Genomic DNA, 11,637 nt, shown 5'->3' with positions numbered 1-11,637 from the left:
TTTGGGTTACTGCTGGAGGTGGTTCGATGGCGGGAAATAATTTTAGGAAACTACAAGCCTTTTTAATTTTGAAAATGTTTAAATATTAGAAAAGGAGAAACTATGACTATGAGAGTCTCAGTGATAGTATTATTGGCCATTTTGCTTGTTTTATTTCCTAGAACGGCTTGTGGAAAAGAGGTAATAATAACTTCCGAGAAGCTAATCAACCAAGCAGAAGAGCTTAAGCAGATCCATGAAAATTTGGGTGTCAAATCAGAAATCGTAACGGTGGAGCAAATTTGGAGAGATTACAGTGCTGCCGAAGACCCTCCGGTTGAAGGTTACAGCACGGAGCAAGTTTACGAGAAATACAACTACACCCTCGCGAGAAAAGTAATCTCTTTTCTGAGGAGCGTTAACGCCAGCCACATAACCATTTTTGGCGATGCAGACGTTGTTCCTCCGAGTTATTATGCAAAGCTTGTTTATGGAGAGCTGTTTCCAACTGACTTCTTCTACGCCTCTCCAGACTACGACCTCAAGCCAGATTTTGCGGTGGGAAGGATACCTGTGAGTAACGTAGATGAAGCTGAAAAAGTCCTGAACAAAGTTAAGGAGTGGATTTCGGAGTTTAACAGCGGAAATTACAGAAACGCTGTTTTGGTCGGCATGAGAATTTATGCCGCCCCCTTCAGCTCAGACAAAGCAACTATAGACGACTATGAAGTGTGGCAGGGTGAAACTGCGGTGAAACTCCTAGAAGACTTGGGTTTTACGGAGAGCTTTTATAGCGAGATAGCGCTGGGAAGCGATCAAGAGTGGACGAGTATAAAGCAAACTCTGGATGAAGCATTTTCGGGGGGTTACGGGTTGGTTTTTCACGTCGGGCATGGTGTTCCCTATGCTCTAGACTCTGATGACGGTGGAATGTATACAACGAGGTACATGAACATGCTGGACAAGAGTCGTCCCTTGCTACCAGTTGTTCTCAGCAGTGGATGTAGCGCTGCGGCTTTTGATGATGAGATAAGGGATATATACCTTCCAAGCTGGGCTCCGGGATTGTGGAGTGAGTTTTTGTTGACAAATGATGCAGGAGGTGTAGCATTTATCGGCTTTACCGGCACTGCTGGTAGCGACTACCAGTTTGCTGAGAAAAACGGGTACGTGGAAGTTGCCGGAGTGATGCACGCTGACAACATTTTGATTAAGACAATACAGCATCTTCCCGGGAACAGGATTGGAGACGCCTTCAAAGCGGCACTGGAAGAAGTGTTGGAGGATGAGGGAATTAGGCTGAACCCCTCAACCAAAAAGGAGGAGTGGATGCTGAGAATTTACCTTGAGGCGGAGCTTATCGGCGACCCCGTACTGCAGTACCCTGCCGTTGAGTGGAATCAGCCTAGAACTCATCCAAAAATAGATATCCCACCCAACTGCATTGATACGGTCTGCAAGGGGAAAACAACGTTCAATTTTGACAGGACGGTTTCTGCAAAAGTTTTCTACCTCGAACACAGATATCTTCCAGACAAGGGCTACAGCATTTTCGGTGAGTTAGTTGACAAGGCGAAAGATGTGCGTGAGTATACATTCGACCCTCCCTACGAGGGGAAGTACCTGCTGAGAGTTTTCGATGGTAAGCTTGAAAGCTGGTTAGCCTTTTACGCCTCTCCCATTGATGAGCTCGAAATAAGCTACCCCCACAATGTCACGGCACACGTGGGTGAACTTCTTGAAGTCAAAATAAACGCCAACTTGGATGCCGAGTGCAGCATAATTTCAGCTCCTGACGGCGTTTCTTGTGAGAACATGACGATAAAGTGGATTCCTGCAGAGTCGGGAATTTTCAGAATCATCTTCACAGTTTCAGCCAATAACGATAGCGTGCAGGGTGAGATTGAAGTTAAAGTTGAGGGCATGAACATTACTGCAATCAGCCCTCAAAACGGCTCTACCGGCCAGCCTCTTGACGTCGAGCTGTGTGTTTCGCTTTCAAGGAGTTGCAGCGTTGAATTCTACTCCTCAGGAAACCTGATAGGTTACGGAGAGGGAAAGAATGTTTGTGTGGAGTGGAGCGGTCTCGATGAGGGGAGAAAGTACGAGTGGATGGTAAAAGCAAACTGCAACGGAACCGTTTACAACTCCAACACTTGGTGGTTCAGAACAAGCTTTAGACCTGCTGCAGACTTCAGATTTGAGGTTAATGGTTCGAGCGTGCATTTTATTTCCACAAGCACTGATGCTGACGGGCAGCAGTTGACTTGCATCTGGGAATTCGGAGATGGAACTCAGGGGAACGGCTGCGATACTACACACAACTTCGAGGCCGGTAACTATACTGTCACTCTAACCGTAACGGATGAAACGGGGCTGAGCAGTAGCATTTCGAAGGTTGTGACGGTTACAAAGAACGAGACTGAACTTCCAGCCGGATCCAAGGATTTGGATGGAGATGGGCTTTACGAAGACATCAACGGAGATGGAAGACTTGATTTTAATGACATTGCCTGCTTCCAGTGGCATTTCAATGAGCCGCAGTTTCAGGATTATGTGGAGTACTATGACTTCAAGCCTGATGGTGTCATAAACACCAGAGACGTGCTCGAACTGTACGTTTACTGGAAGTGGGGGATTAAGAGGTGGTGACTATCCATTTTTTATTTTTACCACGTAAACAACATCCTCGTCGAATACGGCAAACTCGTCACCCCGCCTGAGAATCGGCTTGTTGAGATATTCTGCAAGCTTCAGAAGCTCCTCAACGCTTTCAACCACGACTTTGCCGTCTTCAAAATGCAGAGCTTTTACAACAACATCGGAGTACTTGGCGTAGGGGTCTCCTTCAACGATTTCCCACTTTTTGAACATCAATACAAACACAAAGACAGGAATTATGGAGAACGGGACAAGAACGAACTTCAAAATCCTTAACGAGGGATCAACGACGGTGAATTCTTCATTTTCCTTAAACTCCTTCGTAGCTGATGGCTCGTACTCGAAGTTCGATATTTTGGATCCTAGTGATGCTGTAACCTCTCTCTGGTAGTCATATCCGGCGGCATGGGTTTTTATGGTGAGAACGAGTTTTGGCTCCGATGCCTTGTAGTCGAGCTCCTTACTAATTTTTTCATAGAGGGAGTTGTAGTAGTGGAGATCGAGGGGCAAAGTGAGAGTGTAGCTGCCATCAAAGCTTCCAGAGAAACTTTCAACAACCTTGCTCCAATCTTTCGTTTGCAGGCTGATTATAACCTCATAACTCCCTTTCTTATCACACGAACTGCAGCCCACGCTTAGTTGGTAAGATGCCTCACAGCTCTCAGTTATGTTCAGAAAAATGCGATCAGTCTGAATCTCACCCTTGCCGAAAAGGGTGTTATCTTTCAATTTAGCCTTAACGGAGAAGCTGTCAGAAAAAACCACTGTGTCCTTAACAACCTCAACTTTCTTCTCAGGATTTACCAGCACCGCTCCTGCTATGCAGAGAATTGAGATTGCCAGCAAAGTGCCAGCGAGAATTCTGAAACTACTCTTCGTAATTTTCAAGGCAGAACACCCCACATCTTGAGCAAATCCCTGAGCATGAGGGACAGGAGGCCTATTCTCGGAATCACAAATACAACTTTCCCGATAACCCTGTCACCGCTTACCGGATCATCAGCCACGTCATTAGCATCACCTTTTGTTATGAAAATCTTTTGCTCTCCATCATAATGAATTTCCACAACCCTGTGGGTTACGGTGTAGTGCTCTTCCCAGTACTGTATGACATCTCCCACCTCTATCTCATCAAGGCCAACATTTTTGACGATGACGACATCGCCGACCTCTATCGCAGGTCTCATGCTTCCGGAACCGACTACGGATGGGTGAAGGCCGAGGGAACCGGAAAAGAAGAGCAGCAGCAAAATGCATGCGGTCAGAAATCCGACCCATGATAATGTGCTCTCCTTCTTTAGTTCAACCTTCTTCGGCTCTAGCTCCCTTTCGAGAATCGCGTAGCCAACAGCGGGAACGGCTGTTTTGACCATTGCATTGAGTGTCCAGTCTAGGTTTGGCAGTATTGGACAGAACCACTCAAAGGCTGTTATGGGGAAAATAAATGCTATCGAAGCCCTGAAACCATAGACGTATGCCAGAAGTGTAAGGAAAAGCTGCTGGGTGAAATGGGGTATAACATCGTTGCCCAAAAACTTGAGAACTTCAAGAGGTGCAGTGGGGAAAAACCTGAGGTCATTTAGGTAAAGAAGAACGAAGTAGAGTGTGGCAACTGCTATAACCGCCTTTTCGCCGATTTTGCGAGAAAAAATCCTTACGAAAAGAGCTCTGCTCAGCTCCACACCGAAAAGCGTTGAAGCAACGTAAGCGAAATTTGTCGTTATGCCGAGCGGGGTGAATGAGTAAGGGCTCTTCCCGAAGCCGATAAAAGCGCCGAGCGTGAACAGCAAGGCTATCTGGAGCATCGCGGCGTAGATTGCAAGATTCACGGGTGATGTGAAGTTCTTGAGCCTTACAGGCCTTCGGAAAATCGGGATGTTTGAGAATTTCGCCTCATAGTAGGCTGAAAAGGCCAGAAAAATTCCGGCAGGTATCTTGGCGTAGAAGGACAGCAGGGAAGGGAGGAAAGGAATTGCGGAGTAAATCAGCAGAGCAAGGAGTGTGAGCAGCATCGCTCAAAAGTGCGGGTTTGAATATATATGGGTTGCTTACGTCAGGGTCTAAAGGCCTTGAACCTGAACCTTATCTCGTAGCTTACTGACTTGCTCTGAGGTGGGTTGCTGTCGGGAGGGAAGTATATCCAGAAGCTGTCGGTTTCGAGCATACCCTTCAAGCTCTCTTCATTCAGACCGCTCCGGTTGCTGAGATAGGTTGTGAGGTTGGCCTCGTAGTCACCATCAGGCTTGCAGAAGGCAATCCACCCGCCCTTTCTGAACACCTTTCCTTTGAGGTTTTTCTCAAGGATTTCTTCTGTCTCCGTTAAGTTGTAGCCAACAGCGACAAAGCCGTCAATTCTGCAGTCGTGAGGGTTTGTGTCGTAGAAAACGACGAAGACTGTTCTGAAATCCCCATCAGCGTTGATGACAACATCATCGAGTTCAGAAGGTAGCTTCCTGTTAACGAATATGAAGTGGGAAACGGCCGCATATGATGGATAGGCGTTTTCGATGCTGAAGATAACACCGTCATCGACCTTGAGGAGATTCGCTTTAGCTATGTCAGGCTTTTCGCAATTGCAATAGTTCGTGTGGAGAAACAGGCACTTTGCCATACAACCAACCCAGCAACCGTCAAGCCTCGCCTCGCCATAGTCGGGTAGGTGTCTCCATAGATGGGTTTCGGATGGTAGAAGAACCTCCCAGTCAACGTCGGAGGTTGAGACCGTCACGGCAGTATCGAGTTTGAGGTGATCGTGAAAAAGTGCTGCGGTGGTGGGAATGAAGAGGAGGAGTATAAAAAGGTAGGCGGGTTTCATAAAAAATTGGAAAATTAAGGTTCGTTGAACTGCCCGAACACGAAGGTTATGTTGAGGTTCAAAGTTCGACCCTGCGGTGGGTTGCTGTCTGGTGGGAAGTATATCCAGATTGTGTTGCTGTCCTCGTCGCCGAAAGATATGTAACCGCCTTGAGTGAAGACTTTGCCGTCCAGTTCACTTTCTATCTCGTTTTCGAATTGAGCGAGGGTCAAGCCACTATTTCTCTTGGTGACTACGTTGTTGTTACCATCAAGACTGTATTTCAGCTCGTACGCAACCCTCGCACTGTTTCTAAGTTCCTCAGGAGCGTCTATCACTACATCCCTCAGCTTGGAGGGGAGGTTGCCAGTGTTCTTTATCTGCACGTCAATTCCAAAGGCGTAACCGGGGTAGGCGTTAGCAACGGTAACCGAGATCGTTGTTTTACCACCAGCTACGTCACTTTTGGTGCAGTAAACAGTACCGTACGAGTCTTCAGCCAGATTAAATGGATTGAAAACGTCGCTGGTCGTCATATTATCGTAGCAATTAGGTTCCCCACTAAGTACCCATTCCATGTCTGTGGTGGTGACAGTGTTCGGGGCGTTAGAGTCACCGATGAACAGCGTATCACTGAATCCAGCATAGGTAACGCTGAGTGCGAGGAGCATTACGGGAATCAGCAGATACTTCGCTGACATTTCTGTTCACCTTTTAAAAAATGAAAAAGTTACTCGTTGAACTGGCCGACGTCGATGGTTATCGTGTATGAATATGGTGTGTCCTCAGCGGCGTTTTGTCCGACTGTTGTTACGACATTAAACGTTTTGGATGTTTCTATCACATCGCCAGCATTCAGCCCGTCCACCACTACAGTTAGTGGGTCAGTTGCATCATTGTTAATAGCCTTTATCTTAGCCGGGATTGTTCCCGTGTTTTCAATTGTGAAAGTACAGTTTGCCTGATATCCCGGATAGGCGTTTGTGATTGTGACTGTCGCGCTTTTGCCGTCATCAGCAACCTCGCACTGGACACTTCCAACATCATAAGTTTCCTCATTGTCGCTTGATGTTGCAGTGCTGTTGAATATCACTTCTAAGGTTCCAGTGCCTACCGTCCCAGTTATGCTCAGACTATCCTCCCAGTAGGCGTACGTCGCACCCACCAGCCCGAGGGCCACCAGCATGGCCACGAACAGAACTCCGAACTTCTTCATTCACATCACCTCATAAGTCTTAACTCCACAGTATTAATATAAATTATGAAAATAAAACACATGCATATTACCGCTGCATGAACAATGTGCTTTTTGCACATGTTTGCAGCATGTAAAATTTTACCAAAAGCCTTATTAATTTAAACTTCATAATTTTATTCAATGTATTCCCATATCCTTGCGGAACTGGATAAAGCAGCACTCGAATTATTAAAGGGGAAAAAAGTTGATGAGACATTTCTGGAAGTATTCAAGGTTGCTGGTTTCGTAGACGTTGAAAAAGGGGAAGTAAAGATAAAAAAATCGCTGTTCAAATTTTTGGAGCTACCTGCGAACTGAGTATTTCTGCAACCTCTTTCATCTTCTGGAGGAGCAATTTTCCCTTATCCGTCAACCTATAGCTGTCATTGGTGCAAACAACAAAACCCTCTTCTTCGAGAAAGCTGATATACTTGCTAAAGCTCCTCCAGTCGAGGTTCGAGGCGTACATAAGCCTCGTTTTTGTGCTGACACCAGCATCAACGTTTTTCATGATTTCAAAAATTATCTCCATACGGGACCTTTTCATGTTCTCCCCCGTTGACTGGCTGTCGCTTAGCTTGCATAAAAATCTATCGGTTTATATCAAATGTTTGCTATACTAATTGTGGTAATAATGATGGTAAATAATAATCTACAAAAAAGTATTGGCTTGTTAGCTGATATCAGTCGATTTTACCAAACTCACCCGCATGCCTATGTATTTATCCCATAAGTTTTATATATTCCTTCAACAACTGGATGCATGGAGCTTCCAGGTTTTATCTTTCAGGCACAGGAGAATTTGATTGAGAGGCCGTGGGGAGGGGAGTGGATCGCTCTTCTGAAGGGGTTCAGGCAGGCAGGCATCGGCGAGTCGTGGGAGTTTTCAGCCCACCCATCACGCCCCTCTACCGTCCTCGTTAAAGGCCAGCAGATGACAATGCTCGAATTATTCTCGAAATTCAAGGATGAGTTGCTCGGCAAAGCTGCGGAAAAATTCACCAAATTCCCTATCCTTGTCAGGCTAATAGATGCATCCTCTCCCGTTCCGGCTCATGTTCATCCTTCCGACAAAGCGGCTGAGAGCTTGGGAGAGAAGGAAGGTGGGGTTGAATCAGTATGGCTGGTTTTCAACAAAGGAAAGGCTTATGCTGGATTTAAGGAGGACGTGAAGATTGAAGAGCTGGAAGAAAAGCTCAAGGAGGAGGATTTTGACGTCAAATCTCTCTTAAACAGCTTTGAAACCGCACCTTACGATACCTTTGTCATCCCACCCGGCATGCCACATGGGGGAGAGAACCTGAGGGTTCTCGAAGTCTCCTCCAACTCAACCCTCGCCTACTTCTTCACCGAAGAGGACTTCGAGAAGGTGAAGAAGGTTCTGAACACCAAGAAGGTTGAGGATTTTGAGGTCAAGGGTAAGAAGGGAAAGGCAGAGATGGAAAACTTTGGTCTTGAGGTTATAGAGGTTACGGGCTCTGCCGAAATTAATACTGGTGGTGTGATGAACATTCTTTACGCTGCTGAGGGCTACTTCATTTTGAAGGGGAAAGAAGTTGCTGACCTGCATCGCGGCTACTCCTGTTTAGTTCCTGCAACAACGGAATCCCTCACGGTAGAGAGTGAAGGCGGAAAAATAGTGAGAATATATCTGAAAGCTTAGGGTCTCGAAACGATGGCGACGGTGGCAACCGAATACGGCCCTCCGAGGTTGTGAGCAAAGCCCGCTTCAGCATCTTTAACCTGCAGACCCTCTGCCTTGCCGAGAACCTGCTTTGTCAGCTCTGCAACCATCCTCACACCGCTTGCAGCGATTGGATGGCCGAATGATTTCAGACCACCATCCGGATTTATCGGGAAATCCCCATCTATGGCGGTCACACCCTTCCTTATTAACTCTGCCCCCTCTCCGGGCTTGCAGAGCTGCATGTCCTGATAGTTGATTAGCTCGGTTATGGTGAAGCAGTCATGGACGATGCCGAAGTCAAGCTCCTTTCTCGGATTTTCTATTCCAGCCATCTTGTAAGCCATCTTTGCCGCCTTAACCGTTGCAGGGAAGCTCAGAAAGCTCTCTGAGGGGCGATGCCACGGGTGCATGGTTTCAACCGCCATTCCAACTGCTTTTATCACCGCATAGTCATCCCCAACAATCTGCCTGGCTATTTCGGGGCGAGTGAGCACAACAGCGGCAGCACCATCACTTACAGCACTGCAGTCATAAACGCCAAGCGGAGAGGCAACTATTGGCGCCTTCAAAACTTTTTCAACTGTAACCTCGCTCCTGAAGTGCGCTTTGGGATGTCTCGCTCCGTTGTAGTGGTTTTTCACAGCAACTAATGCCAAATCCTCTCTCGTCCATCCCCACTCCTTGAATGCTCTGTTTGCTGCCATGGCAAACATTGCCGGAGCACTGACGTACGGCATGCCAACGCTGAATATACCCTCGATTGGCGGTAAGCCTCTGCTACCCGCGTCCATGAGCTTCTCAACTCCTGCAGCTATGACAAGGTCATAAGCACCGCTCGCAACGGCAAAGGCAGCGTTCCTTATGTTGTCCATTCCAGTTGCGCAGTAGTTCTCCACTCTACTTATCGGCTTACCGAAGAACTTTACAGTGTCGCTGAAAACATTACCACTTATTCCGGTTGAGGGGTAGAATGTTCCACACCAAACAGCCTCAACATCCTTCAACTCGACATTTGCATCTGATATGGCCTCATAAGTAGCCTCAACAAGCAGATCCTCATGATCCTTTTCCCAGTGGTGTCCGAATTTGGTAACACCACAACCTATAACCGCAACCTCTCGCATAAAATCACCTCGGCAAACGGGCTTTCCAGCCGTAGTATCTGAAGTTGTTCTTCTCGAAAAGCAGTCTGAACGTTCTCTCAACTTCAGCATCGCACTCAAGACCTTCAAAGTCCCTTACTGTGTCGGTAACTTCGAACAGAACTCTGCCTCCCCCATCCAAATCAACAACAGCCACGCCGTGCGGATGCACACCATCCCCGGTGTAGTTTCCGGGCATGACTAGATAGTCAATTGTGAAGGTGTAAACTCTCCCCCTATCGCCAAGCCTGACCTCCTCGTAGTTATCCTTCGCCCCGCACTCTACGCAGCAACGCTGAATGGGGTAGCTTACTGTCCCGCAGTTCTTGCACCTCATACCGTAGAAGCGGATAATGGACTTCTCATCTCTCCAGAATTTTGTCAGTGAGGGGCGGTCAGGAGCATCTCTGATACCAACAAACCCTCTGTTGTAGAGGTACTCGCCATAACTTATTTCCTTCCTGCTTTCCAGCATCCTTCCAACGTTGCTCTCCATGGCGTCTTCTATTTCAATTGCCAGAACGTCTGCTCCTTCTCCATACCCACCAAGCAGAATTCTGCCAGTTTTTTCAATCTGCGTTGCGAGCAGGAAGAGGGGGTGCGCACAGCCTGCAATACCCACACTGTTGAAGTAGAACTCCTCAGGTCTTGCTCCAACAGCCTTCAGGAGTCCGTAATAGCTTTTGGGGTCGGGTGCGGATGCAACAATTCTGTCAATATCTGCAGGACTTAAGCCGAGTTTGGCGAACAACGGCATTGCAGCCTGCTGAACGCTTGTAGCGTAACCATATCTCGCATCAACCCTCATGTCGTAATCTCTGACCGTATCATCACCGGCCAGCATCCATGAGCCGGGCAGGGGTTTTGTTGACGTGTTGTAGCCCAAAATTTTAGCCCCTCCCTCCTTTTCAACCGCAATTGCGGCAGCAGCATCACCGTAAAGCTGTTCGTATAAAGTTCCGGGCTTCGTCGGAATTCTGTCAGCGGCTACAACAAGAACTCTGTCAAACCTGCCAGAATCCACGAACTCATTAGCCGTGATGAGAGCATCAGTAGCTGCCCTCATGCTGTCCGTGATGTCCATCGTGAAAGTGGATTCTGGCAAATCGAGTGCAGAAGCTACGAGGCTTGCACACTGTTTGATTCTGAACGGCGGGGAGGTTGAGGCAAAAATGACAGCATCAAACTTCCCTTCAAGGGTTCTTGCTGCCTCTACAGCCATTGTAATGCTGTCTTCATCCCAGTGCGCTACAGCCCTCTCTCCACCGAGAGATGGCATTCCCGTCTCCTCGGATATTTCATCTCTGCTGAGCTTCCATACTGGTAGATAAACGCTGCAATTGCTTATGTAAGCCAAACAACCACCTCCATTTAGCAAATTTAAGAATGATTTTATTTAAAATTTGCCTTTTTTGGTTATTTTGATAATGAGTGTTTTCAACAAACTAGAAAAATAAAAAAGTAAAATGCAATTAAGTTGTAAACAGCAGTCATGTGGTGAACTTAGACTCCTTCTGGATCATGATCCTCGATTTTTACCACCGACTTCGTGATTGGTTGTATCAACCCTAACCTTTGTTTTCTTCCCCTTCTCAATGTGGCTCATACCCCACTCTTGGAGCAAGCTGTTGTTCAGCCTCACTGAGAACGTTAGCGTGCTCTCTGATTTTGGTTTACTGGTTGTCGGAGTGCTGCAATCATCAATCGCTCTGGCACTGTTATCTCAATAATATAATGGTATCGTTTACATTGGGTGAAACAATATGTTCTCGTTCCTTATTTTAACGATAGTTATAACTTCGGTGTAACTTTCAATCACGTTTCCCTATCTCGCCCTCACCGACTCCAATAATGGGAAGGCAGTCAACTCTTTCAGACGTGTCTGTGTTAAATCCGGAGAGAATGTATGTTTTGAACCGGCTAGACCTCTCAATGGGTAATCTGAACTCTGCAACCTTTGAGACCAAAACCCGTGTAGCCCTTGACGAAAACCGTTGACTCCGAATTCGGTTCAATGTTGACCTTCATTACAGAACCCTCACCCATCTTTATCCCGTTAATATAGATTTCTGTCAACTTACACTTCCTTTACGAAAAGTTAGGCGAAATGTTGATATACATAGTAATACACATAATA

At 46.8% G+C, this 11,637-nt stretch carries 12 protein-coding genes; 3 read left to right on the top strand and 9 right to left on the bottom strand.

Features of this window, described 5'->3' with window-relative positions; all coding sequences use genetic code 11:
• Positions 1 to 108 precede the first annotated feature (108 nt).
• Positions 109 to 2,631 (top strand): C25 family cysteine peptidase, encoded by a 2,523-nt coding sequence (locus tag H0Z19_RS07285; protein ID WP_290725283.1) that lies wholly within the window; start codon positions 109 to 111, stop codon positions 2,629 to 2,631.
• Here the strand turns inward: H0Z19_RS07285 and H0Z19_RS07280 are convergent, their stop codons facing one another.
• Genes H0Z19_RS07280 through H0Z19_RS07260 form a run of 5 tightly spaced genes read right to left on the bottom strand, consistent with a single transcriptional unit; the run spans position 2,632 to position 6,620 of the window.
• A complete protein-coding gene (locus tag H0Z19_RS07280; protein ID WP_290725282.1) occupies positions 2,632 to 3,528 on the bottom strand; it encodes a hypothetical protein in 897 nt (298 codons plus the stop codon).
• On the bottom strand, positions 3,525 to 4,652 hold the full coding sequence (locus H0Z19_RS07275; protein ID WP_290725281.1) for a signal peptidase I: 1,128 nt from the start codon (positions 4,650 to 4,652) through the stop codon (positions 3,525 to 3,527). The genes H0Z19_RS07280 and H0Z19_RS07275 overlap by 4 nt, the downstream gene beginning before the upstream one ends.
• Positions 4,653 to 4,693: 41 nt before the next feature.
• Positions 4,694 to 5,455: a hypothetical protein gene (locus H0Z19_RS07270; protein ID WP_290725279.1), complete on the bottom strand. Its 762-nt coding sequence runs from the start codon at positions 5,453 to 5,455 to the stop codon at positions 4,694 to 4,696.
• Positions 5,456 to 5,469: 14 nt separating this feature from the next.
• Positions 5,470 to 6,135 carry a hypothetical protein gene (locus tag H0Z19_RS07265; protein ID WP_290725277.1) on the bottom strand — a complete coding sequence of 222 codons (666 nt, stop codon included), beginning with the start codon at positions 6,133 to 6,135 and terminating at the stop codon, positions 5,470 to 5,472.
• A gap of 29 nt (positions 6,136 to 6,164) precedes the next feature.
• A complete protein-coding gene (locus H0Z19_RS07260; RefSeq protein WP_290725287.1) occupies positions 6,165 to 6,620 on the bottom strand; it encodes a SipW-dependent-type signal peptide-containing protein in 456 nt (151 codons plus the stop codon).
• A 192-nt stretch (positions 6,621 to 6,812) separates the two neighbouring features.
• On the opposite strand from H0Z19_RS07260, the gene H0Z19_RS07255 reads away from it, so the two are divergent.
• On the top strand, positions 6,813 to 6,989 hold the full coding sequence (locus H0Z19_RS07255) for a hypothetical protein (protein ID WP_290725275.1): 177 nt from the start codon (positions 6,813 to 6,815) through the stop codon (positions 6,987 to 6,989).
• Here H0Z19_RS07255 and H0Z19_RS07250 read toward each other — a convergent pair.
• Positions 6,961 to 7,218, bottom strand: coding sequence for a winged helix-turn-helix domain-containing protein (locus tag H0Z19_RS07250; protein WP_290725273.1), 258 nt, complete (start codon positions 7,216 to 7,218; stop codon positions 6,961 to 6,963). The genes H0Z19_RS07255 and H0Z19_RS07250 overlap by 29 nt on opposite strands.
• 216 nt (positions 7,219 to 7,434) lie before the next feature.
• On the opposite strand from H0Z19_RS07250, the gene manA reads away from it, so the two are divergent.
• Complete coding sequence (manA, locus tag H0Z19_RS07245) at positions 7,435 to 8,334, top strand: mannose-6-phosphate isomerase, class I (RefSeq protein ID WP_290725271.1); 900 nt, start codon at positions 7,435 to 7,437, stop codon at positions 8,332 to 8,334.
• Here the strand turns inward: manA and H0Z19_RS07240 are convergent.
• The 3 genes from H0Z19_RS07240 to H0Z19_RS07230 all read right to left on the bottom strand — a co-directional run bounded on the left by H0Z19_RS07240 (position 8,331) and on the right by H0Z19_RS07230 (position 11,576).
• The gene (locus H0Z19_RS07240; RefSeq protein WP_290725269.1) at positions 8,331 to 9,482 is read right to left on the bottom strand and encodes an acetyl-CoA acetyltransferase; all 1,152 of its coding nucleotides are present in this window, start codon (positions 9,480 to 9,482) and stop codon (positions 8,331 to 8,333) included. The genes manA and H0Z19_RS07240 overlap by 4 nt on opposite strands.
• Positions 9,483 to 9,486: 4 nt before the next feature.
• Entirely contained in the window at positions 9,487 to 10,857 is a 1,371-nt protein-coding gene (locus tag H0Z19_RS07235; protein ID WP_290725267.1) for an OB-fold domain-containing protein, read from the bottom strand.
• Between the two features lie 572 nt (positions 10,858 to 11,429).
• Positions 11,430 to 11,576, bottom strand: coding sequence for a hypothetical protein (locus tag H0Z19_RS07230; protein WP_290725266.1), 147 nt, complete (start codon positions 11,574 to 11,576; stop codon positions 11,430 to 11,432).
• Positions 11,577 to 11,637 lie beyond the last annotated feature (61 nt).

Origin of the sequence: Archaeoglobus sp., from assembly GCF_017656475.1 — an archaeon.
Taxonomy (GTDB): domain Archaea; phylum Halobacteriota; class Archaeoglobi; order Archaeoglobales; family Archaeoglobaceae; genus Archaeoglobus.
This window is presented reverse-complemented; position numbering and strand designations above follow the sequence as displayed.